General features: G+C 45.2%; 21 protein-coding genes. 17 read left to right on the top strand and 4 right to left on the bottom strand.

Features of this window, described 5'->3' with window-relative positions; genetic code table 11:
- Positions 1-40: 40 nt before the first annotated feature.
- Positions 41-1,513: an aminoacyl-histidine dipeptidase gene (locus R7E47_RS13700; RefSeq protein ID WP_145532397.1), complete on the bottom strand. Its 1,473-nt coding sequence runs from the start codon at positions 1,511-1,513 to the stop codon at positions 41-43.
- 1,024 nt (positions 1,514-2,537) lie between these two features.
- Here R7E47_RS13700 and R7E47_RS13695 point away from each other — a divergent pair.
- The 14 genes from R7E47_RS13695 to pgpA all read left to right on the top strand — a co-directional run bounded on the left by R7E47_RS13695 (position 2,538) and on the right by pgpA (position 15,415).
- Positions 2,538-3,827 carry an NCS2 family permease gene (locus R7E47_RS13695; RefSeq protein WP_006741838.1) on the top strand — a complete coding sequence of 430 codons (1,290 nt, stop codon included), beginning with the start codon at positions 2,538-2,540 and terminating at the stop codon, positions 3,825-3,827.
- Between the two features lie 265 nt (positions 3,828-4,092).
- Entirely contained in the window at positions 4,093-4,557 is a 465-nt protein-coding gene (tet(34), locus tag R7E47_RS13690) for an oxytetracycline resistance phosphoribosyltransferase domain-containing protein Tet(34) (protein ID WP_005391418.1), read from the top strand.
- Between the two features lie 91 nt (positions 4,558-4,648).
- Positions 4,649-5,896, top strand: a complete 1,248-nt coding sequence (gene frsA, locus R7E47_RS13685; RefSeq protein ID WP_005391416.1) for an esterase FrsA — start codon at positions 4,649-4,651, stop codon at positions 5,894-5,896.
- A 115-nt stretch (positions 5,897-6,011) separates the two neighbouring features.
- On the top strand, positions 6,012-6,401 hold the full coding sequence (gene crl, locus R7E47_RS13680) for a sigma factor-binding protein Crl (protein WP_005381584.1): 390 nt from the start codon (positions 6,012-6,014) through the stop codon (positions 6,399-6,401).
- Between the two features lie 121 nt (positions 6,402-6,522).
- On the top strand, positions 6,523-7,662 hold the full coding sequence (gene proB / locus R7E47_RS13675) for a glutamate 5-kinase (RefSeq protein ID WP_017820604.1): 1,140 nt from the start codon (positions 6,523-6,525) through the stop codon (positions 7,660-7,662).
- Positions 7,663-7,679: 17 nt separating this feature from the next.
- Positions 7,680-8,930 carry a glutamate-5-semialdehyde dehydrogenase gene (locus tag R7E47_RS13670; RefSeq protein WP_017635685.1) on the top strand — a complete coding sequence of 417 codons (1,251 nt, stop codon included), beginning with the start codon at positions 7,680-7,682 and terminating at the stop codon, positions 8,928-8,930.
- Positions 8,931-9,136: 206 nt separating this feature from the next.
- Positions 9,137-9,586, top strand: a complete 450-nt coding sequence (gene nrdR / locus R7E47_RS13665; protein ID WP_005381578.1) for a transcriptional regulator NrdR — start codon at positions 9,137-9,139, stop codon at positions 9,584-9,586.
- A gap of 7 nt (positions 9,587-9,593) precedes the next feature.
- Positions 9,594-10,721 (top strand): bifunctional diaminohydroxyphosphoribosylaminopyrimidine deaminase/5-amino-6-(5-phosphoribosylamino)uracil reductase RibD, encoded by a 1,128-nt coding sequence (gene ribD / locus R7E47_RS13660; protein WP_017635684.1) that lies wholly within the window; start codon positions 9,594-9,596, stop codon positions 10,719-10,721.
- A gap of 8 nt (positions 10,722-10,729) precedes the next feature.
- Positions 10,730-11,383 carry a riboflavin synthase gene (locus R7E47_RS13655; protein WP_005383626.1) on the top strand — a complete coding sequence of 218 codons (654 nt, stop codon included), beginning with the start codon at positions 10,730-10,732 and terminating at the stop codon, positions 11,381-11,383.
- Between the two features lie 173 nt (positions 11,384-11,556).
- Positions 11,557-12,666, top strand: coding sequence for a bifunctional 3,4-dihydroxy-2-butanone-4-phosphate synthase/GTP cyclohydrolase II (ribBA, locus tag R7E47_RS13650; protein WP_005381573.1), 1,110 nt, complete (start codon positions 11,557-11,559; stop codon positions 12,664-12,666).
- 169 nt (positions 12,667-12,835) lie between these two features.
- Positions 12,836-13,306 (top strand): 6,7-dimethyl-8-ribityllumazine synthase, encoded by a 471-nt coding sequence (gene ribE, locus R7E47_RS13645; protein ID WP_005381572.1) that lies wholly within the window; start codon positions 12,836-12,838, stop codon positions 13,304-13,306.
- Entirely contained in the window at positions 13,306-13,773 is a 468-nt protein-coding gene (gene nusB, locus R7E47_RS13640; RefSeq protein WP_005381571.1) for a transcription antitermination factor NusB, read from the top strand. The genes ribE and nusB overlap by 1 nt, the downstream gene beginning before the upstream one ends.
- A gap of 78 nt (positions 13,774-13,851) precedes the next feature.
- Positions 13,852-14,817, top strand: coding sequence for a thiamine-phosphate kinase (gene thiL, locus R7E47_RS13635; protein WP_203345946.1), 966 nt, complete (start codon positions 13,852-13,854; stop codon positions 14,815-14,817).
- A 91-nt stretch (positions 14,818-14,908) separates the two neighbouring features.
- Entirely contained in the window at positions 14,909-15,415 is a 507-nt protein-coding gene (gene pgpA / locus R7E47_RS13630; RefSeq protein WP_031780838.1) for a phosphatidylglycerophosphatase A, read from the top strand.
- Positions 15,416-15,462: 47 nt separating this feature from the next.
- On the opposite strand, the gene dxs is transcribed toward pgpA, so the two are convergent.
- Genes dxs through xseB form a run of 3 tightly spaced genes read right to left on the bottom strand, consistent with a single transcriptional unit; the run spans position 15,463 to position 18,497 of the window.
- Positions 15,463-17,328 carry a 1-deoxy-D-xylulose-5-phosphate synthase gene (gene dxs, locus R7E47_RS13625; protein WP_005383623.1) on the bottom strand — a complete coding sequence of 622 codons (1,866 nt, stop codon included), beginning with the start codon at positions 17,326-17,328 and terminating at the stop codon, positions 15,463-15,465.
- A 20-nt stretch (positions 17,329-17,348) separates the two neighbouring features.
- On the bottom strand, positions 17,349-18,233 hold the full coding sequence (gene ispA, locus R7E47_RS13620; RefSeq protein ID WP_033905843.1) for a (2E,6E)-farnesyl diphosphate synthase: 885 nt from the start codon (positions 18,231-18,233) through the stop codon (positions 17,349-17,351).
- Between the two features lie 21 nt (positions 18,234-18,254).
- On the bottom strand, positions 18,255-18,497 hold the full coding sequence (gene xseB, locus R7E47_RS13615) for an exodeoxyribonuclease VII small subunit (protein ID WP_005381566.1): 243 nt from the start codon (positions 18,495-18,497) through the stop codon (positions 18,255-18,257).
- A gap of 263 nt (positions 18,498-18,760) precedes the next feature.
- Between xseB and pomA the strand changes: the two genes are divergently transcribed.
- From pomA to thiI, 3 genes are all read left to right on the top strand, one after another.
- The gene (pomA, locus tag R7E47_RS13610) at positions 18,761-19,522 is read left to right on the top strand and encodes a flagellar motor protein PomA (protein WP_005381564.1); all 762 of its coding nucleotides are present in this window, start codon (positions 18,761-18,763) and stop codon (positions 19,520-19,522) included.
- 14 nt (positions 19,523-19,536) lie between these two features.
- Positions 19,537-20,484, top strand: coding sequence for a flagellar motor protein MotB (locus R7E47_RS13605; protein ID WP_042521210.1), 948 nt, complete (start codon positions 19,537-19,539; stop codon positions 20,482-20,484).
- A 211-nt stretch (positions 20,485-20,695) separates the two neighbouring features.
- Positions 20,696-22,144 (top strand): tRNA uracil 4-sulfurtransferase ThiI, encoded by a 1,449-nt coding sequence (gene thiI / locus R7E47_RS13600; protein ID WP_005383617.1) that lies wholly within the window; start codon positions 20,696-20,698, stop codon positions 22,142-22,144.
- Positions 22,145-22,512: the final 368 nt, after the last annotated feature.

The raw sequence follows: 22,512 nt of genomic DNA, 5'->3' as shown, positions 1-22,512 counted from the left end.
GGGTGCCGTAAAGCACCCTTTGTTGTATTTCGTGATTGAATTACGCTTTCTCTGGAATTGCCTCTAGAAGCGCTACCATCTGATCCCAGTACAACTGAACAGTATCAATCTTCACTTTCTCATCTGGTGAGTGAGGGAATTTTATTGTTGGACCGAAAGAAACCATATCCATGTGTGGGTATGGTTCTTTAAATAGGCCACACTCAAGACCAGCATGGATGACCATGATGTTCGGCTTATGACCGTAAATGCCTTCATACATATCACGGAAAATTGCCATGATCTCGGAATCTGCATCTGGCTTCCAGCCAGGGTAAGCACCTGAGAACTGAATTTGTGCGCCTGCTAATTCAGCAATTGAACGTAGCATACTCTCAACTTGGCTGCGGCCAGAGTCAATCAAAGAGCGAATCAGACACAAAACTGTCACTTTATTTTCTTCAGTAGTGATCACGCCAACGTTCAGTGACGTTTCGACCACACCTTCAATTTCGTCGCTCATGCGCATGACACCATTTGGACAAGCGTTAAGTGCGGCAATGAAGCGTTGCTGATCGGCGATTGAAAATACTTGTGCGTCACTAGCAAGCAATTCATTAAAGGTTACGATACCTGTTTCGATTTTACCCAGCTCAGTTTTAAGCAGATCAGTGTAGTGATCGAACAACTCTGAAAGTTTGTCTTGGTTTTCAGCAGGAAGAGCGACAGTGACAAACGCTTCGCGAGGGATTGCATTACGTAAGCTACCACCACGGAATTCTACCAAACGTAAATCAAGCTCTTGCGCATGACCGGCGAGGAAACGACCAAGTAATTTGTTGGCATTACCGCGACCTGTGTGAATGTCACAACCTGAGTGACCACCTTTTAGGCCTTTCAGCGTCAGTTGGCGTGTTACGAAACCTGCAGGTGTTGCTTCTCGAGAAATATCGAAAGTCATGGTGCCATCAACACCACCGGCGCAACCCATGTAGACTTCGCCTTCTTGTTCAGAGTCTGTGTTTAGAAGGATCTCACCTTCTAACCAACCAGCCTCAAGACCAAATGCGCCAGTCATGCCTGCTTCTTCATCAATCGTCAGCAGAACTTCGATTGGGCCGTGCTTAATGTCTTTAGATGCCAATACAGCAAGGCAAGAAGCCATACCAATCCCGTTATCTGCACCAAGCGTCGTGCCTTTCGCCGTTACCCATTCGCCATCGATGTAAGGTTGGATTGGATCTTTGGTGAAGTCGTGTTCGGTGTCTTCGTTTTTCTGCGGCACCATGTCGATGTGTGCTTGAAGTACAACAGCTTTCTTATTTTCCATTCCAGGTGTCGCGGGCTTTTTGATGAACACGTTACCGGTTGGATCACGGCGAACGTCAAAGCCTTGCTCTGTTGCCCAGTTGATAATGTACTGTGCTAATGCTTCTTCATGTTTAGATGGGTGAGGGATAGAACAAATCTTATCGAAAAACTGCCAAAGTGGAGCAGGTGATAAGGTACTGATCTCAGAATGGAACTCAGACACGGAGGACTCCTTTTGATGTGCTTTGCCAAATATATACCGTAAAAATATTGTCGAGATAGCATTAAATGCTAGACGATTTGGCCTTCAAATTGCCGTTTAGCATACCACCAGATAAGGAGTACGAGTAGTCGCGTGCACAAGGATTTCTCTCAGAACTGTCACAGTTTGTGAACACAATAACAGGCACTATGTGTTCTTTATCATACATTCTGAAAGTGGCTTTATTTTTTAATTCACAAAACTGTAATTTAATTACATTTAAACTTTGATGAAGGTCAATTTATATATTTTTTGTGATTCTAGTCACTAAAATACTTGTAATTAAATTTCTTGGTGGTATATTTGTAACCAGCTTCTGAGAGAAGAATGAAATGCTCAAAGGATGAGTCCGTTTTATCGCCTCCAAGGAACCGAGAAATCAACGAATGTTTAATTGATTTAAAAGGTGATAGTTATGAAAGGTTTACCAAGTACAATGTTCTGGAATAGCAAGTCTGTTTACACCGGCAACTTTGTATACCCAACAAGCTTTGGCTACTAAGTGAAGTCAACGCATGTGACTCGAACAGTTTGTTCACCCCTATAAATTGGAATTTTTTTTCAGTGATAGTGCTGACATGATTCGCCGCCACCCAAATTGGGTGGCGTTTTTTTATCTCCACTTTTTCTTTCTGACACATTTCTGCCATCAAGGCTGGGTTCTATTCTCTGTTCTTCAGTTTTATCGACTTCCCCGTCAAATCCACCTAGATATGACGCTTAAAACGCCCAGTTTCTATTTGAAAGTTTAGTACATTGTTCAGTTTTTATTCTGTTGTTGGGTTCTGAGCAATAATTATTAGTTGTTGTTTTATAAGAATATATTTTCTGTTTTGCTTTTAAGAATTAGCGAATGGGTTTCATATCCAAAGAAAAAAATCGCATTAGAGTGAAGATTCTATCTAGAATTTGCTATTTGATAACTTTATAATTCCCGCCAATCGATTACGCAACCGTTTACTTTTTACCTTTACAGGATTCGATCATGCTCGAGAGGCTTTTTAAGCTCAGTGACAATGGCACAAATGTGCGCACTGAGATCATTGCAGGTGTTACCACCTTCCTAACCATGGCTTACATTATTTTTGTAAACCCAGCGATCCTGTCGGATACCGGTATGGACCGTGGTGCCATTTTTGTTGCAACTTGTCTTGCGGCCGCTATCGGCTGTTTCATCATGGGATTTGTTGCCAACTACCCAATTGCACAAGCACCAGGAATGGGGCTGAACGCATTTTTCACTTACTCTGTTGTGTTGGGAATGGGCTATACGTGGCAAGTTGCGTTAGCGGCGGTGTTTGTTTCAGGCCTGCTGTTTATTCTTTTGAGTATATTTAAGATCCGTGAGTGGATTATTAACTCGATCCCGCATTCTCTTCGAACTGGTATTTCAGCCGGTATCGGTCTTTTCTTAGCATTTATCGCATTAAAAAATGCAGGCATCGTCGTTGATAACCCCGCGACATTAGTTTCTATGGGAGACATCACATCATTGCCATCTGTATTGGCTGCGATTGGTTTCTTCCTTACTATCGCGCTTGTTCACCGTGGTGTGAAAGGTGCGGTGATGATCGCCATTCTTGGTGTTACAGCGCTTGGCCTTCTATTTGGTGATGTGCAGTGGAGCGGCATTATGTCAACGCCACCAAGCATTGCACCCACTTTCATGCAACTGGATTTCTCTGGTTTGTTTGAAGTTGGCATGATTTCCGTTGTGTTTGCTTTCCTATTTGTCGATTTGTTTGATACCGCAGGTACGCTAGTTGGCGTTTCTCAAAAAGCAGGCCTCACGGATGAGAATGGCAACATCCCGCGTTTAAACAAAGCGTTACTTGCAGACTCAACGGCAACGTCAGTAGGTGCACTACTTGGTACCTCAAACACCACATCTTACATTGAGAGTGTTTCTGGTGTGGCGGCTGGTGGTCGTACTGGTCTAACAGCAGTGGTTGTTGGTGTGCTCTTCCTACTTGCTCTATTGTTTTCACCACTAGCAGGTATGATCCCTGCTTATGCAACATCCGGCGCTCTGTTCTATGTCGCGATTTTGATGTTGTCTGGGCTGGTAAGCATTGATTGGCGTGACCTAACGGAAGCATCACCAGTTGTTGTGACTTGTTTGGTGATGCCGTTAACGTTCTCGATTGCAGAGGGTATTACGTTAGGCTTTATCGCGTACTCGGCGATCAAATTATTCAGCGGCAAGGGCCGTGAAGTGTCGATGAGTGTGTGGGTGATGTCTGCCATCTTCATCGTCAAATACCTCGTCGGTTAATTTCTCGAGCAAAAAGCCAGTGTGGATTTATTCACGCTGGCTTTTTCTTTTTTCACGTTGTTCACTTAAGACGGTTTTTCTGCGGAATAGGCAGAGAATTTTGATATCACCGTTGGTATTAGCGGTGTGTTTCGGTAGAATAATCGTTTGCGCAGCTTGAAATCCTCATCTCCATACGTTTTTGGAGAGGTCAGTGAGCATTCCGCTTTTGAGTGAGTTCACTAGATTTTGAGGATGCATATTTTCAAATTATTAGGTTATTACAATGAGTAAAAAATTCATTATCACTTGGGATGCAATGCAGACTTACTGCCGTGAACTGGCTGAAAAACAAATGCCAGCTGAGCAATGGAAAGGGATTTGGGCGGTAAGCCGCGGTGGTTTGGTTCCTGGCGCTATCTTGGCTCGTGAACTGGGTATTCGTTACGTTGATACAATCTGTATTTCAAGCTACGACCATGATCATCAGCGCGATATGACGGTACTAAAAGCACCTGAAGGCGATGGTGAAGGTTACCTAATCGTTGAAGACCTAGTAGACAGTGGTGATACGGCGCGCAAACTACGTGAGATGTATCCAAAAGCGAAGATGATCGCTGTGTGTGCAAAACCTTCAGGCAAAGCGTTGCTAGATGATTATGTGGTAGATATCGCGCAAGACACTTGGATTGAACAACCTTGGGATATGTCAATCCAGTACGCTGAGCCTGTAAACCGCAAGCAAAAATAAACGCTATTAAAGAATATTGAGAAATGCCCCTGTATAGGGGCATTTTTTTTATTATCATAACAACTCATGCTAATAGCCTAAGGTTCTTCCTATGTCTGAAGACGTCAGTAAAAATCTTTCCGAAACTTTGTTCGTGAAACATAAGCAAGCAAAAGAAACCTCTGCGCTTACCCAGTACATGCCGACCAGTCAAAAAATACTTGATGAGCGAGAGGCGCAGGGTGATCGTGCTTGGTATCGTCATTTGCGCCGCTTGCAATGGGCTTGGCAAGGGTTGTCTCCGATAGAGATGGAAGGTGTGCTTTCTAAAATCGCTTCTTCTTCCCACTCTCGAACCAATGATGATTGGTTAGACACCGTAATGGGATACCACAACGGCAACTGGACATTTGAGTGGATTAAGCTCGGCATGGAGCATCAGAAGCGTTCAAATGAAATGCAAGGTGAGGAGGCCGCCGATGAACTCTTCACTGCTTCTTTGTGTTTTAGTATCGCAGGCTACCCACATCTGAAGAATGATAATTTGGCCTTGCAGGCTCAAGTGCTGGCAAACAAAGCGTACTCTGACGGCGCAGAGAAGACCAAGTACACCATCAAGCAAATTGAAGTGCCTTACCAAAATCGCAAAATCATCGCGAACCTTCATTTGCCAAGAACCGACAAGCAACTGCCTGTGGTGATGGTGAGCGCTGGTCTCGATACGTTACAAACCGACATGTGGCGTTTGTTCCGCAATCATCTTGCACCGCGAGATATTGCAATGTTGACGGTCGACATGCCTTCGGTGGGGCACAGTTCTCACTGGCCTTTGACTGAGAACTCAAGCTGTCTGCACCAAGCGGTACTAAATGAGCTGTATTCATTGCCTTGGGTGGATCATCACAAAGTGGGGTTAGTTGGATTTCGTTTTGGTGGTAATGCCATGATCCGACTCTCTTTTGTTGAGCAAGAGAAGATCAAAGCTTGTGTAGCCCTCGGCGCACCCGTACATGATATTTTTACTTCCCCTGAGAAGCTGCAAAAAATGCCGAAGATGTATCTGGATCTGTTGGCTTCTCGCTTAGGGAAAAGCGCGGTTGATATTAATAGCATGGCGGGCCAGATGATGGCCTGGTCATTGAAGGTTCAGGGCTTCTTGAGCAGTAGAAAAACTAAAGTACCTATTTTAGCTTTGAGCCTTGAAGGCGATCCGGTGTCTCCACACAGTGATAACCAACTCGTCGCGCTGTTTAGCCAGTATGGCAGAGCGAAAAAAATCAGTTCCAAAACGATTACAAAAGGATATGAGCAATCCCTCGATTTAGCCATAAAGTGGCTAGAAGATGAATTATTAGGGTGACAATTCTCCTAAATTAGTTAAAAGTGATATATCTGAGCAAAAAATAAGCTCATGATAATTAAAAATAATAATCATTCTTGGGTGTTTACTTTTAACTATGAAAACGGAGATTCATATGTCAGAGACGACTCAGGGCCCGACTCACTTTCGCTTGATGTCAAAGTTGAAGGCGATAGGGCCTTACCTGCGCGAACCACAATCGCAAGAAGGGCGCTATTATTTTGATTGTTTATCTGTATGTGTAGACGACAAAAAATCGCCTGAGAAGCGTGAATTTTGGGGCTGGTGGATGGATTTGGAATCCATCGAGGGAGGCTTTACTGCTAAATATCATATTGGCAAGTACAACAAAGAAGGGCAATGGGTATCTGAAGCCCTTCCCAAAAAAGTGGTAGAGGAAGTGTATCTCACGCAGAGCACATTCCATCAAAAGCTGGTTGATACTTTAGAAGAACACTTCAAATTAGAAGTCGAATATCACACGGAGTCTTTCGATTTCGCTTAATTTGGTTGTTTTCATTTAATACCAAACAAAAAGGTGCGAAAACGCACCTTTTCTCTTGTTAATTCCCTATTTGATTGTTAAAACATCCTCTCTTTATTTGTTTTTCACTTCAGAAGACATCATGACAACGAATCAACAAAATGCAGTTGTTTCACAACCACAAACTGTCGTTGTGAAACTGGGTACAAGTGTGCTGACAGGCGGCACACTGGCACTCGACCGTGCACACATGGTTGAGTTAGCACGCCAGTGTGCTGAGCTTAAAAAACAAGGCCATTCAATCGTAATGGTTTCGTCTGGTGCGATTGCAGCAGGCCGTGAGCATCTTGGTTACCCCGCATTGCCCAACGAGATGGCGAGTAAGCAGTTACTTGCCGCGGTGGGGCAGAGTCGCTTGATTCAAACATGGGAGTCTTTGTTTGGTATTTATGGTATCAAGATCGGCCAAATGCTACTAACCCGTGCCGATTTAGAAGATCGTGAGCGATTCCTTAACGCGCGTGACACTATTAATGCGCTCGTTGCGAACGATATTGTTCCTATCGTAAACGAAAATGATGCCGTTGCGACTAGCGAGATTAAAGTTGGCGATAACGACAACCTTTCCGCTTTGGTAGGCATTTTATGTGGTGCAGATAAGCTCTTGCTTTTAACGGACCAAAAAGGTCTGTTTACTGCTGACCCTCGTAGAGATCCGAACGCAGAGCTTATCAAGGAAGTAAAAACCATCGACGATACGCTGCGTAAAATCGCAGGTGGAAGCGGTACAACATTGGGTACTGGTGGTATGGCAACGAAGCTGCAAGCCGCAGACATCGCTCGCCGCGCAGGTATAGAGGTTATTATTGCTGCTGGTAGTGCGCCGAATGTTATCTTTGACTCTTTAAGTGCTGAACCTCAGGGCACGCGCTTCCTACCTTGCGCTGAAGCCTTAGAGAACCGTAAACGCTGGATTCTAGCGGGACCTGCGGCATCGGGCGACATCATTATTGATGATGGTGCAGTCAATGCTGTGGTCGGCAAGGGCAGTAGCCTACTTGCTAAAGGGGTCATCAAAGTTAGTGGTGACTTCGCACGAGGCGAAGTGGCGCGTGTAACAAACGCTCACGGTAAGTTGGTGGCTCGTGGCATCAGCGCCTACTCAAGTGATGACCTAACTAAAATTACGGGTAAGCACAGTAAAGATATCATCTCTATTTTGGGTCATGATTATGGCTCTGAGGTGATTCACCGCGATGATTTGGTCGTCATTCAGGAATAGAATTAGAGGGAAGCAAAGTGGATTTAACGAATATGGGTAAAGCTGCTAAAGATGCAGCTTTCGAATTAGCGACAGCGTCAACTGCGCAAAAAAACCAAGCATTAGCCATCATTGCTGATGAGCTAGAAGCAAACTCTGCTGCTATTTTGGCGGCAAACGCTAAAGACATCGAACTTGGCCGTGAAGCGGGTTTAACCGATGCGCTGCTCGATCGCCTTTTGCTTAATGAAGAACGATTGACTGCAATTGCGAATGATGTTCGCAACGTCATTAGCTTGAACGATCCTGTAGGCAGCGAAATAGACAGTAAGGTACTGGAAAATGGGATGTCACTGTCTCGTCGTCGCGTGCCGCTTGGTGTCGTGGGCGTAATTTATGAAGCGCGTCCAAACGTAACCATTGATATCGCAGCGTTGTGCTTGAAAACCGGCAACGCAAGCATTTTACGTGGTGGCAAAGAGACCTTTTTCTCGAATATGGAATTAGTGAAGGTTATTCAGTCTGCGCTCGCAAAGGCGAACCTTCCAGCCGCTTCTGTGCAGTACATTGAAAAACCAGATCGTGAGCTTGTTTCTCAATTGCTTAAGTTGGACGATTACGTCGACATGATCATTCCACGCGGTGGTGCTGGCCTACACAAAATGTGTAAAGAAAACAGCACGATTCCGGTGATTATTGGTGGCTTTGGTATCAGTCATATCTTTGTCGACGAATCCGCTGATCTAGAGAAATCCCTGAATGTGGTTGAGAACTCTAAAGTTCAACGTCCATCTGCGTGTAACTCATTAGATACGCTGCTCGTGCATGAAAAAATTGCAGCGCAATTCCTACCAATGATCGTAGAGCGCATGAACGATAAAGTGACCTTCGTGACAGAGCCTAAGGCAAAAGCACTGATGCCTCAAGCAACACAAATTCGCGATGCTGTTGAAGGTGACTTTGATACGGAATGGTTGAGCTACACTCTTGGTGTAAAAGTTGTGTCTGATGTGAAAGATGCCATTGATCATATGCGTGTCCATAACGCGAGCCACTCAGATGCGATCATGACCAATAGCTTGGAAAACTCAGAGCTGTTCATCAATTCTGTCGGTTCGGCGGCGGTTTATGTGAATGCTTCAACGCGCTTTACAGACGGTGCGCAATTTGGCCTTGGCGCAGAAGTCGCAGTATCTACGCAAAAGCTACATGCACGCGGTCCGATGGGCTTAGAAGAGCTAACTAGCTACAAGTGGGTTGGTAAAGCGAACTACTTAGCACGCAGTTAACACATTCGACGAGATCTTGAGTGAAAAAGGGGCCTTTGCGCCCCTTTTTGTTTTGTCTAACATACCAATTCCGCTACACTACATGAGCTTTTATTTCGGTTTGAAAGCGTTATACCCAAATAGCTTTAATAGAGTCCGTATAACCATGAACGCGTGGTTATCCGTGATTGCTCATGAGGTTATTTTGGTATAGATATGGAGGTGATATGCATTGTCCTTTTTGTTCCGAGAACGATACCAAAGTTATTGATTCCCGCTTAGTGGCTGATGGCCATCAAGTTCGACGTCGCCGTCAGTGCTTGGCGTGTAGCGAGCGTTTCACTACGTTTGAAAGCGCAGAGTTAGTGATGCCTAAAGTGATCAAATCGAATGGCAACCGTGAACCATTTGATGAAGATAAAATGGTTGGCGGTATTCAACGCGCTTTAGAGAAACGCCCAGTGAGTGCCGATTCTATAGAGTTAGCGATCAGTATGATCAAATCACAACTGCGTGCGACGGGTGAGCGAGAGGTTCCGAGTGAAATGATTGGTAATTTAGTCATGGACCAGCTCAAAGAGCTCGATAAGGTGGCTTACATTCGTTTCGCTTCCGTTTACCGCAGCTTTGAAGATATTCGCGAGTTTGGCGAAGAGATTGCCCGCCTAGAAGACTGAGTAGCTCATGACTCAACACACTCTTGAAAGAGCGTTTTCTGATTTAGATTTCGCCATGATGTCACGAGCTATCAAGTTAGCGAAACGTGGCATTTATACCACCGCCCCTAATCCAAATGTAGGGTGTGTCATCGTTCGTGATGAAGAAATTGTCGGTGAAGGTTATCACCATCGTGCTGGTGAGCCGCATGCCGAGGTGCACGCGATGCGCATGGCGGGTGAAAAAGCAGTTGGTGCAACCGCTTATGTGACGCTAGAACCTTGCTCTCATTACGGCCGTACACCGCCATGTGCCGAAGGGCTGATTAAAGCCAAAGTGGCACGTGTGGTTTGCGCCATGGTAGACCCAAACCCGAAAGTTGCAGGTCGCGGCATCCAGATGTTACGTGATGCCGGAATTGAAGTACAAATCGGCTTGTTAGAGCAAGATGCCCTTGCCCTTAACCCTGGTTTTATAAAGTACATGCGTACAGGCATGCCGTTTGTTCAATTAAAAATGGCAGCCAGTTTGGATGGGCAAAGCGCACTCAGTAATGGTCAGAGCCAATGGATCACCTCCCCAGCGGCCCGCCAAGATGTGCAGCGTTATCGAGCGATAAGTGGTGGCATTCTTTCTACTAGCAAAACGGTGATTGATGATAATGCATCACTCAATGTGCGCTGGGATGACTTACCTAATAGTGTTCAAGCGCAGTATTTACAAGAAGAGCTTCGTCAACCAGTACGTGTAATCTTAGACCGTCAGAACCATTTAACTGATGCGCTCAAGCTGTTCCATACCGATGGAGAACGAGTTATTGTTCGCTCTGATGGAGACTGTATCCCTCTATTGGACAGCGCTGACCAAATTGACTTATCAACGACATTAAAACGTATCTCGGATGAGCACCACATCAATCACTTATGGGTTGAAGCTGGAGCTACGCTAGCGAGTGCGATGATAAAGGCTAATCTTGTAGATGAGCTCATTGTTTACCTTGCGCCAAAACTCATGGGCAGCGATGGTCGGGGGCTTATCGGTGCTTTAGGGTTAAGCGCTATGGCTGACGTCATAGATTTAAACATTACAGACGTTCGTATGGTTGGGGTAGACATTCGCATCACCGCCACCATAAAACGTAATGAAATTAGATAAGAAATAGTATGTTTACAGGAATAGTAGAAGCAGTGGGCAAGTTAGCTGCGATTACGCCGAAGGGCGAAGACATCACCGTCACGGTTGAAACGGGTACGCTTGATATGTCAGACGTTAAGTTAGGCGATAGCATTGCGACCAATGGTGTTTGCTTAACGGTAGTTGACTTCGGAAGCCACTATTACAGTGCTGATCTGTCATTAGAAACCTTGAAGAAAACTGGGTTTGCTGATTACCAAGTAGGCGATAAGGTGAATCTAGAAAAAGCCATGTTGCCAACAACGCGATTGGGTGGACATATCGTTTCTGGCCATGTCGATGGGGTTGGTGAAATTGTCGAACGCAATTCAGTTGGCCGTGCGATAGAGTTTTGGGTTGCAATGCCTGCGGAAATTAGCAAGTACGTTGCAGAGAAAGGCTCGATTACTGTTGATGGTATTAGCCTAACCGTCAACGACTTACGTAAAAATGCTTTTAAGCTGACGATCGTTCCTCATACGAGTGAAGAAACTACGATTGACCAGTTTCAAGTGGGGCGCAAAGTCAACTTAGAAGTTGATGTACTTGCGCGTTATATGGAGCGTTTACTGCAAGGACAACAAGAAGATAAGGCCGAGTCTCGTATCACGATGGACTTTTTACAGCAAAACGGTTTTGCATAAGTCTTGGGAGTGGCTGCGTGAGGCATGCGATAAAGAGCAGACTCACAGAACACCGCGAGATTCATTGACTTGCTTAATGCAAAGCTCAAACTATTGACCTAACTAGCATTCACTGCAACGTAATTTTTCATTGCTGTCGCAATAACAAATTTAGAATAACGGGATAACAGACTATGCCAATCAGTACGCCACAAGAAATTATTGATGATATTCGCGCAGGCAAAATGGTCATCCTCATGGATGATGAAGACCGCGAGAATGAAGGTGACTTGATCATGGCTGCCGAGCATATTACGCCGGAAGCCATCAACTTTATGGCAACCTATGGCCGTGGCCTGATTTGTTTAACCATGACCAAAGATCGTTGCGAAAGTCTAGGTCTGCCACCAATGGTGCAAGACAATAATGCGCAATACACCACCAACTTTACTGTTTCGATTGAGGCAGCAGAAGGGGTAACGACTGGTATTTCAGCCGCAGATCGCGCACGTACCGTTCAAGCAGCAGTCGCGCCAAACGCTAAAGCTGCGGATTTGGTGCAGCCTGGTCACATCTTCCCTCTCGCAGCTCAAGACGGCGGTGTACTGACTCGCGCAGGTCACACTGAAGCAGGCTGTGATTTGGCTCGTCTTGCTGGTTTAGAGCCAGCATCGGTGATTGTTGAGATCTTAAATGACGACGGCACCATGGCTCGTCGCCCAGATCTAGAGATCTTTGCAGAGAAGCACGGTATTAAATTGGGCACTATTGCCGACCTAATTGAGTACCGCAATAACACTGAGACAACGATTGAACGTGTGGCAGAGTGCAAGCTACCGACAGAGTTTGGCGAGTTCACGTTAGTCACTTACAAAGACACCATTGATAACCAAGTGCACTACGCAATGTGCAAGGGCGATTTGAAAGAAAAAGCGCCACTGGTTCGCGTTCATCTTCAAGACGTTTTTACCGACTTACTACGTAGCGATCGTAATGCAGAGCGCAGCTGGACACTAGATAAGGCAATGAAACGCATTGGTGAAGAAGGCGGTGTGCTGGTTGTTCTTGGCCATGAAGAATCGACCGATCTACTTATTCATCGCGTGAAGATGTTCGAAGCGCAAGACAAAGGTGAAGCCCCAACGCTTGCTAAAAAACAAGGCACGTCTCGCCGTGTTGGCGTTGGTTCACAGATTCTTGCGGATCTCGGTGTACATGATATGCGCCTTCTGTCATCGACCAACAAAAAGTACCACGCGTTAGGTGGTTTTGGTCTGAACGTTGTTGAGTACGTCTGCGAGTAACAACCGAACAATAAGTTCCTAGTCTTTGACGTGCTTAACTCGTCAATGGCTAGGAACCGGTGATTTGCCTCCAATTTCCATTAGATATTGCTCACAAATTTGTGCTAGAATCCGGCGATTCTCACTTGATGAACATATTTCACTTATAAATAGAGTTAAAGGAAAGCTTATGAAAGTGATCGAGGGTGGCTTCCCAGCGCCAAATGCAAAAATTGCTATCGTTATTTCTCGTTTCAACAGTTTTATTAACGAAAGCCTACTTTCTGGTGCGATCGATACACTAAAGCGTCACGGACAAGTAAGCGAAGACAACATCACGGTTGTGCGTTGTCCAGGTGCCGTAGAACTACCTCTAGTAGCTCAGCGTGTTGCTAAAACTGGCAAATTCGACGCTATTGTTTCTCTAGGGTCTGTTATTCGCGGTGGAACGCCTCACTTTGACTATGTTTGTAGTGAAATGAACAAAGGTCTAGCACAAGTGTCTATGGAATTCAGCATTCCAGTAGCATTTGGTGTTTTGACTGTTGATACGATCGATCAAGCGATTGAACGCGCAGGAACCAAGGCTGGTAATAAAGGTGCAGAGGCTGCACTAAGCGCACTTGAAATGATTAATGTACTATCTGAAATTGATTCCTAATGGGGGCCAGTGTGAAACCAGCCGCACGTCGTAACGCACGTCAATTCGCTCTACAGGCGATCTACTCATGGCAAATTACTAAAGAGAATGTTGCCAAGATTGAAGAACAGTTTTTGTCTGGCGACAAATACGATGAAGAAGAACTTCATGCATCTGAGCCAGCGCTTGCTGCTCCAGAGACAGACGTAGCTTACTTCCGTGAACTATTAAGCGGTGTTGTACTTAGCCACGCTGAGCTAGATAGCAAAATTCGTCCATACATCTCTCGTCCTATGCAGGATTTAGATATGATGGAACTTGCTCTTCTTCGCCTTGCTATGTACGAGATGACTCGTCGCGAAGATGTTCCTTACAAAGTTGTTATCAATGAAGCGATTGAACTTGCAAAAGTTTTTGCAGCAGAAGATAGCCACAAGTTTGTGAATGGTGTACTTGATAAAGCAGCACCTCACATTCGTAAGAAATAACGATTTCTTCAATGAAAAGGTCAGCACATGCTGACCTTTTTTGTATCAAAAGCTTTTACATCAAAAAGTAAGTGAATTATGTCTGGTGAATTTAATCTGATAGACAAATACTTCGTCGGTCGTCAGAGCCAACGTAAAGATGTCCATTTAGCCGCTGGTGATGATTGCGCTTTGGTCAAAGCGCCAGCTAATGTTCAGATTGCGATTAGCACGGATACATTGGTAGCTGGAACGCATTTCTTAGCCGACGCGAACCCAGCATGGGTCGCACACAAAGCATTGGCTTCTAACATCAGTGATTTGGCGGCGATGGGCGCAACGCCTGCATGGGTGAGCTTTGCATTAACGATGCCTGAGCCAGATGAAAAATGGCTTGCTCCTTTCTGTGATGCATTTTTCGAACTGGCTGATTACTATGGTATTCAGTTAATAGGCGGTGATACCACCAAAGGGCCATTGTGTCTGACTCTAACGGTGCAAGGTTTTGTTCCTGAAGGTAAAGCTCTCACACGTTCCGGAGCCAAGCCTGGGGATTGGGTATATGTAACGGGAAACCTTGGCGATGCAAAAGCTGGCTTGGATGTGATTCTAGATGACTCTCTGCGCAGCAGAGCCGGCGCGGAAGCACTAGAGCGAGCTCATTATCTTAGTTCTCCGCGTGTGCTTGCTGGACAAGCTCTTGTTGGCTTAGCCTCGTCGGCGATAGATATTTCAGATGGTTTAATCTCTGATATTAAGCACATTTTACAGCGATCTCAGGTTGGGGTTAGTATTGATGTCTCTCAGCTACCGATCTCTTCAGAATTAGTCCAGTTTTTAGATGATAAGATCAGCGCGCAGCAGTATGCTTTAGCAAGTGGCGAAGAATACGAGTTGTGTTTTACCGTGCCGGAGCAAAATCGAGGCTCGTTACAAAGCGCTTTATCTCATACTGGCTGTAAGGTCACATGTATTGGTCAAATCCGACCAAATGGAACCTTCGAGCTGCATGATAACAATCAACCACTTGATTGGGACTTAAGTGGCTTCGACCACTTTAAATGATCTAAGCTAAGCTCTAGCCAAGAGCCTGTTACTATTGAGTAACTCGCAGGCATGACGATTGAAACCAAACTAGCAGTATAGGTTTAAGGATATGACCAACCCTCTTTCTCTGATTTCATTAAAGAACCCGTGGCATCTATTGGCGACGGGTTTTGGCAGTGGATTATCCCCGTTTATCCCTGGAACAATGGGCACACTGGCGGCCGTGCCTTTCTTTTTGTTGTTGGCACAATTACCATTTACGGCGTATGTCATTGTTGTTCTGATTTCGTGTGTGATCGGCATTCAAATATGCCAAGTGACCTCTGCAGACATGAAAGTACATGATCATGGTTCAATCGTATGGGATGAATTTGCGGGTTTTTGGATTACGATGAGCATTGTACCTGCACTGAATATTCCACTCACTGAATGGAAGTGGTTGATCACTGGCTTCATCTTGTTTCGTTTTTTCGATATGGTAAAACCTTGGCCAATTGGGTGGCTAGATAAGCGAGTTCACGGTGGGCTGGGTATTATGGTTGATGATATCGTGGCGGGAGTTATGGCCGGTGTTGCCCTGTTTCTAGTCGCAAAATATGCGGGCTGGATGAATTAAACGTTGACCGTAAAAAAAGGGATGCTATGAGCATCCCTTTTTACATTCTATTTTGCTAAATAATCCAAGATGGATTTTTCAATTCCTTTTGCATCGAGACCAAGCTCTTCATGCAGTTCATCTTGTGTTCCCTGATGAATAAACTCATCTGGTAAACCTAGGTTCAACACAGGTTTAATGATTTTATCTTTCATCATGAACTCAACGACACCAGCACCAGCACCACCCGCGATAACATTTTCTTCTAACGTCACGAGCACGTCATGATCTGCGGCTAGTTGACGAATCAATGCCTCATCGAGCGGCTTCACAAAGCGCATATCAGCAACAGTGGCGTTAAGGTATTCTGCCGCTTCTAGCGCGTTGCCCAAGAAAGTACCAAAGTTCAGAATAGCAACTTTTTCACCTTGGCGAACCATGCGCCCTTTACCGATTTCTAACGCCGTAAACTCAGTTTCGATTTCTACGCCCATGCCGCTACCACGAGGGTATCGAACCGCACTCGGGCCAGAATGCTTATGGCCAGTGTAAAGCATTTGTCGGCACTCGTTTTCGTCACTTGGCGCCATGATCACCATGTTCGGAATACAGCGCATAAAGCTCAAATCGAACGCACCTTGGTGAGTTTGACCATCTGCGCCAACTAGACCTGCGCGGTCGATCGCAAACATCACTGGTAAGTCCATGATCGCGATGTCGTGGATCAATTGGTCATAACCACGTTGCAAGAAAGTCGAATAGATAGCAACGATTGGATGATCGCCCGCAATTGCCATGCCTGTTGCCAGTGTCACTGCGTGCTGCTCAGCAATCGCCACATCAAAGTATTGGTCTGGGTACTCTTTTGAGAAACGCACCATACCTGATCCTTCGCGCATTGCTGGCGTAATTGCCATTAGCTTAGGATCTTGGGCCGCCATGTCACATAAAAAGTCACCGAAGATCTTTGAGTAAGTTGGCTTACCGCCACTGCTCTTCGGCAGACAATTATGCGTTGGATCGAATTTAGGAACACCATGGTAGCCGATAGGATCTTTCTCGGCAGGCTCATAACCTTTGCCTTTCTTGGTCATGATGTGTAGGAATTGAGGACCTTTGAGCTCACGCATATTTTTCAGCGTTTTGACGAGTTCATTGACGTCGTGCCCATCAATCGGGCCAATGTAATTAAAGCCGAACTCTTCGAACAGAGTACCAGGCACTACCATGCCTTTTAGGTGCTCTTCCGTACGGCGAACCAACTCTTTAATAGGTGGAACACCAGACAGCACTTTCTTACCGCCTTCACGGATAGAAGTGTACAAGCTACCAGAAAGTACTTTTGCAAGGTGGTTATTCAGGGCGCCGACGTTTTCTGAAATCGACATTTCGTTGTCGTTCAAAATCACCAACATATCAGGATGAACGTCGCCAGCGTGGTTCATGGCTTCGAATGCCATGCCTGCTGTAATTGCGCCATCACCAATCACACTGACGATTTTACGGCCTTTGCCTTCTTTTTGTGCGCTGATGGCCATGCCAAGGCCTGCACTGATAGATGTCGAAGAGTGGCCGACAGATAAGGTGTCATATTCACTTTCTTCACGCCAAGGGAAAGGGTGTAGACCATCCTTTTGGCGAATTGTTGGCATTTTATCGCGACGTCCGGTGAGGATTTTGTGCGGGTAAGCCTGATGACCAACATCCCAGATCAATTTGTCGATAGGGGTGTTGTAAACATAATGCAGAGCGACAGTTAGCTCTACGGTGCCTAAGCCAGACGCTAAGTGTCCGCTAGATTGGCTCACTGAATTTAGCAGATACGTTCGCAGTTCATCACACAGATTTGGTAATGTTTCTTTCGGAAGAAGACGTAATTCTTCCGGTGTATTTGCTAACGCCAGTGTTGGGTACTTTGAAATATCAAGAGTCATATAAATGCGCGCTTATAGTGTTAATTTTTGCGCTCGATGACATATCGGGCGAACTCTTCGAGTAACTGAGTATTGTATGGGATAGCTTCCAATGCTTGAAGTGCTTCCTGTAACAGAGTGTGAGCTTTCTCTATGGCTCCCTCTAAACCCAGCAGGGAAGGATAAGTGCTCTTATTCAGACCTTGGTCGGAACCTTGAGGCTTACCCAGTGTTTCTGTGTCACTGATGATATCAAGAATATCGTCTTGAACCTGAAACGCCAAACCAATTGCTTTTGAGTAGCGCTCCAAGTGAGGTAGAACCTCGATACCTTTCTCACCAGCAGCTAATGCACCTAATTTTACCGCACAATCAATCAGAGCTCCGGTTTTTTTACGGTGTATCTCTTCCATTTCTTCAAGAGAAACTTGGCGATTTTCCGCGCCTAAATCTAAGGCTTGCCCTACACACATGCCGCTGGCACCAGAGGAATGCGCTAAGGCTTTGATCATGCTGATGCGTTGAGCTTCAGCCGCCGGGCTTAATTGACCATCAGCAATAATAGTGAAGGCAAGAGTTTGTAGTGCGTCACCTGTCAGTATTGCGGTTGCTTCATCAAACTTAATATGACAAGTTGGTTGACCTCGACGCAGTTCATCATCGTCCATGGCTGGCAGATCATCATGAATGAGTGAGTAGGCATGTATACATTCGATAGCAGCGGCGGGGGTGTCTAAGTCTTCAGGTTTACAGCCGAGCATTTGACCTGTGATGTAAACAAGAAAAGGGCGAACGCGTTTTCCACCTAGCAAAAGGCCGTATTTCATTGCTTGAATCAATGGCTGCTCTTGATATGGAAGCTGATCGAGCCACAAATTCAATTGCTGATTGTTTCTTTGTTGAAAAGACGTCAATGTCTGTTGCATCACATTGCTCACTACTGATTGTTATTCTGAATCTGGTTTGAAGTCACTCAGTGGTGCTTCATCATCTTCACTAAGAAGAATGCTCACGCGCTGTTCGGCGTCGCTTAATTTAGTTTGGCCTGCACGAGCTAAGGCAATGCCTCGTTCAAACTTACGCAGGGCATCATCTAGAGCAAGATCGCCATTTTCTAATTGATCAACCAAGCTATCAAGCTCTTCAATGGTTGCTTCAAAGGTCATGTTTTCTGGTTTCTTGACCGCCATCTTTTTTCTGCCTTAATCAAGCCTCGGGTAAGATGCACGAAAGTTACCTTAGCCTAGTAACTTGGTCAAATTTAACCTTATATAATTGTCACAAAATTAGCGTTCAACGAGTCTAAGCGGTGAAACCCCATATTTTGGTTGAGGTTGTTAGGTGTAATTTGTGATCCATTAGCTAAGATTTTTCTAAAAATTCTGCGCGAGTTGTCGATACAGGTAATAATCCGCCCAATGGCAGTATTTGAGTATAGCGTGAGGAGTGCTTTGTGGATTTAGCAACCCTATTAGGTTTGATTGGTGGTTTTGCATTCGTCATTATGGCGATGGTGCTTGGTGGCAGCATCGGCATGTTTGTCGATGTCACGTCGATCCTTATTGTCGTTGGTGGCTCAATATTCGTCGTGTTGATGAAGTTCACAATGGGACAGTTTTTTGGTGCGACAAAGATTGCTGGCAAGGCCTTCATGTTTAAAGCGGATGAACCCGAAGACCTGATCGCAAAAATTGTGGAAATGGCCGACGCGGCACGTAAAGGTGGTTTTCTTGCTCTTGAAGAGATGGAAATAAACAACACATTCATGCAGAAAGGCATTGATCTACTGGTTGATGGCCATGATGCCGACGTTGTGAGAGCGGCACTCAAAAAAGACATCGCGCTTACGGATGAACGACATACGCAAGGTACTGGTGTATTTCGCGCCTTTGGCGACGTTGCTCCTGCGATGGGAATGATTGGCACCTTGGTTGGTCTTGTTGCGATGCTTTCAAACATGGATGACCCTAAAGCGATTGGACCAGCAATGGCCGTTGCACTCTTGACCACATTGTATGGCGCGATCCTGTCCAATATGGTGTTTTTCCCTATTGCGGATAAGCTTTCTCTTCGCCGTGACCAAGAAACGCTAAATCGCCGTTTGATCATGGATGGCGTATTAGCGATTCAAGATGGCCAAAACCCGCGAGTGATCGATAGTTACTTGAAGAACTACCTCAATGAAGGTAAACGTGCCCTTGAGATTGACGAGTAACTTGGAGAGTCGTGATGGATGATGAAGATAACAAATGCGATTGTCCGCCACCTGGCCTCCCGTTATGGATGGGGACATTTGCAGATTTGATGTCGCTACTGATGTGTTTCTTTGTTCTTCTGCTCTCGTTTTCTGAGATGGATGTACTGAAGTTCAAACAAATTGCAGGATCAATGAAATTTGCCTTCGGTGTGCAAAATCAGCTTGAAGTGAAAGACATTCCCAAAGGTACTAGCATTATTGCCCAAGAGTTTCGACCGGGTCGGCCGGAACCAACTCCGATTGATGTCATCATGCAGCAAACCATGGACATCACTCAGCAGACGCTCGAATTTCATGAAGGGGAGTCTGATCGAGCTGGTGGCACAAAACGTGATGAAGGCAAGTTAACGGGTGGGCAATCGCCAGAAACGTCAACTCAAAACAATGAGTCTGCCGAAGCGGACATGCAACAACAGCAATCTAAAGAGATGTCGCAAGAGATGGAAACCTTGATGGAAAGCATCAAGAAAGCCTTAGAGCGAGAGATTGAGCAAGGCGCCATTGAAGTTGAAAACCTCGGTCAGCAGATTGTTATACGTATGCGTGAAAAAGGTGCATTCCCAGAAGGTTCGGCCTTCTTGCAGCCTAAGTTTCGTCCTTTAGTTCGTCAGATTGCAGAGCTAGTAAAAGACGTGCCAGGCATTGTTCGAGTATCTGGCCATACAGACAATCGACCGCTAGACTCGGAACTTTATCGTTCTAACTGGGATCTCTCTTCTCAGCGTGCAGTATCAGTCGCGCAAGAGATGGAGAAAGTGAGAGGCTTCTCTCATCAACGTTTAAGAGTACGAGGCATGGCAGATACGGAGCCCTTGTTACCGAATGATTCTGATGAAAATCGCGCGCTTAACCGACGGGTTGAAATCAGCATTATGCAAGGCGAGCCTCTCTACAGTGAAGAAGTGCCGGTAATTCAATAACTAGGCTTTAGTTTTAAGTCAGTAAAGAGATAAGAAAGCGAGCAGATTGCTCGCTTTTTTTGTTTTTCCAATCCGCTTGGGTGTATAATCTTGCGCCTTAAAAGTGAGCTCAGACTACTTTTTGTGACTGAAACGCGGTTTTACTGCGTATGAAGTATTGAAGTTGAGTGTCACTCTTTGTTGATTGCGAAACTAACCTGCGAATTAGACTATGAAATTTATTGTAAAGCCCCATCCAGAAATTTTTGTAAAAAGTGAATCTGTGCGTAAGCGCTTCACAAAGATTTTAGAGTGCAACATTCGTAACATCATTAAGAGCCGCACGGAGTCTGTCGCGGTATTTAACCGTCGTGATCACATTGAAGTGACCTCTGAGAGTAACGAATTCCACGCTGAAGTTCTTGAGGTTTTGACTCATACACCAGGCATTCACCACGTACTGGAAGTGAAGCAAACTGAATTTAAAGACTTGCACGATATCTTCGAGCAAGTGCTAGAACTCAACCGTGCTGCACTCGAAAATAAAACCTTTGTTGTACGTGCGAAGCGTCGTGGCAAGCATGACTTTACCTCTATTGAACTAGAGCGTTATGTAGGCGGTGGTTTAAATCAAGCGATTGAAAGCGCTAGTGTTAAGCTACGAAACCCAGACGTGACGATCAAGGTAGAAGTCTCGAACGACAAGCTAAACCAAGTATTGTCTCGTCATAAAGGCCTAGGTGGTTTCCCTCTGGGTACGCAAGAAGACGTGTTAAGCCTGATCTCGGGTGGTTTCGACTCTGGTGTTTCAAGCTATCTTCATATCAAGCGTGGTTCAAAAGTACATTACTGCTTCTTTAACTTAGGTGGTCCAGCACACGAAATCGGCGTTAAGCAGGTTTCTCACTACCTATGGAACAAATACGGTTCTTCAGCAAAAGTACGTTTTATCTCAGTTGATTTCGAGCCTGTGGTTGCGGAAATCCTAGAGAAAGTCGATGACGGCCAAATGGGCGTGATCTTGAAGCGTATGTTCATGCGTGCAGCAGGCATGATCGCTCAGAAGATGAAGATCGAAGCATTGGTAACAGGTGAAGCGCTAGGTCAAGTATCGAGCCAAACGCTAACCAATCTACGCCACATCGACAACGTAACAGACACGCTGATTCTGCGTCCGCTTATCAACTGGGATAAAGAAGACATCATCAATCTAGCACGTGAAATCGGCACAGAAGATTTCGCGAAGACAATGCCAGAATACTGTGGTGTTATCTCTAAGAAGCCAACCGTGAAAGCGGTGAAAGGCAAGCTAGAAGCTGAAGAAGAGAAATTCGACTTTAGTATCCTTGAGCAAGTGGTTCAAGAAGCTCGCATGATGGACATTCGTGATATTGCGAAAGAGTCTGAGCAAGCCGCACCAGAAGTAGAGCAAGTTCAAGCGGTAGAAGAGCACGCGGTTGTGCTAGATATTCGTAGTCCTGAAGAGGAAGACGATAACCCACTTGAAATCGAAGGTGTGGATGTGAAACATATCCCTTTCTACAAGCTGGGTACACAGTTTGGTGACTTAGACCAGTCTAAGACATACCTACTTTACTGTGACCGCGGTGTGATGAGCCGTCTGCAAGCGCTTTACTTGCAAGAGCAAGGCTTCAGCAACGTAAAAGTTTACCGTCCATAGCTGACTGTTAAAATACGTTAAAAGGCGCAAATTGAGACATCAATTTGCGCCTTTTTTGTTTTTGATCGCGTTACAGACAACCATTACTTAGCATAATGTTGAGGCTTATCGCAAAGCCATACACTTTGTGTTGATATAACGATAATTAATCCGAAAGAAGAGTAATAAAGTGATATTGCTGCCAGATATGCGGAGGAGATTTTTGATAGATAAAAAAACACCGCCTAATTTAGGCGGTGTAACAAATTTGACAGACAGGTCAAAAATAAATACAGGAAGTATATGTTTTGTCACAGGGAGTGTGGACAAAACATTATGGTAGAAATCTACCTAACTCGAAATACGAGTTTGCAAACACAACATCGCAA

Origin of the sequence: Vibrio sp. Vb1026 (assembly GCF_033338745.1) — a bacterium.
Lineage (GTDB): Bacteria > Pseudomonadota > Gammaproteobacteria > Enterobacterales > Vibrionaceae > Vibrio > Vibrio alginolyticus.
Note: the sequence above shows the minus strand (reverse complement) of the source record. Positions and strands in the feature narration are given on the sequence as shown.

Bases quoted from the DNA above. Each gene is read 5' to 3' on its own strand.
- R7E47_RS13695 (WP_006741838.1), top strand. From the start codon at position 2,538: ATGCTCGAGAGGCTTTTTAAGCTCAGTGACAATGGCACAAATGTGCGC.
- frsA (WP_005391416.1), top strand. From the start codon at position 4,649: ATGTCTGAAGACGTCAGTAAAAATCTTTCCGAAACTTTGTTCGTGAAA.
- crl (WP_005381584.1), top strand. From the start codon at position 6,012: ATGTCAGAGACGACTCAGGGCCCGACTCACTTTCGCTTGATGTCAAAG.
- proB (WP_017820604.1), top strand. From the start codon at position 6,523: ATGACAACGAATCAACAAAATGCAGTTGTTTCACAACCACAAACTGTC.
- nrdR (WP_005381578.1), top strand. From the start codon at position 9,137: ATGCATTGTCCTTTTTGTTCCGAGAACGATACCAAAGTTATTGATTCC.
- ribD (WP_017635684.1), top strand. From the start codon at position 9,594: ATGACTCAACACACTCTTGAAAGAGCGTTTTCTGATTTAGATTTCGCC.
- R7E47_RS13655 (WP_005383626.1), top strand. From the start codon at position 10,730: ATGTTTACAGGAATAGTAGAAGCAGTGGGCAAGTTAGCTGCGATTACG.
- ribBA (WP_005381573.1), top strand. From the start codon at position 11,557: ATGCCAATCAGTACGCCACAAGAAATTATTGATGATATTCGCGCAGGC.
- ribE (WP_005381572.1), top strand. From the start codon at position 12,836: ATGAAAGTGATCGAGGGTGGCTTCCCAGCGCCAAATGCAAAAATTGCT.
- nusB (WP_005381571.1), top strand. From the start codon at position 13,306: ATGGGGGCCAGTGTGAAACCAGCCGCACGTCGTAACGCACGTCAATTC.
- thiL (WP_203345946.1), top strand. From the start codon at position 13,852: ATGTCTGGTGAATTTAATCTGATAGACAAATACTTCGTCGGTCGTCAG.
- pgpA (WP_031780838.1), top strand. From the start codon at position 14,909: ATGACCAACCCTCTTTCTCTGATTTCATTAAAGAACCCGTGGCATCTA.
- dxs (WP_005383623.1), bottom strand. From the start codon at position 17,328: ATGACTCTTGATATTTCAAAGTACCCAACACTGGCGTTAGCAAATACA.
- ispA (WP_033905843.1), bottom strand. From the start codon at position 18,233: ATGCAACAGACATTGACGTCTTTTCAACAAAGAAACAATCAGCAATTG.
- xseB (WP_005381566.1), bottom strand. From the start codon at position 18,497: ATGGCGGTCAAGAAACCAGAAAACATGACCTTTGAAGCAACCATTGAA.
- R7E47_RS13605 (WP_042521210.1), top strand. From the start codon at position 19,537: ATGGATGATGAAGATAACAAATGCGATTGTCCGCCACCTGGCCTCCCG.
- thiI (WP_005383617.1), top strand. From the start codon at position 20,696: ATGAAATTTATTGTAAAGCCCCATCCAGAAATTTTTGTAAAAAGTGAA.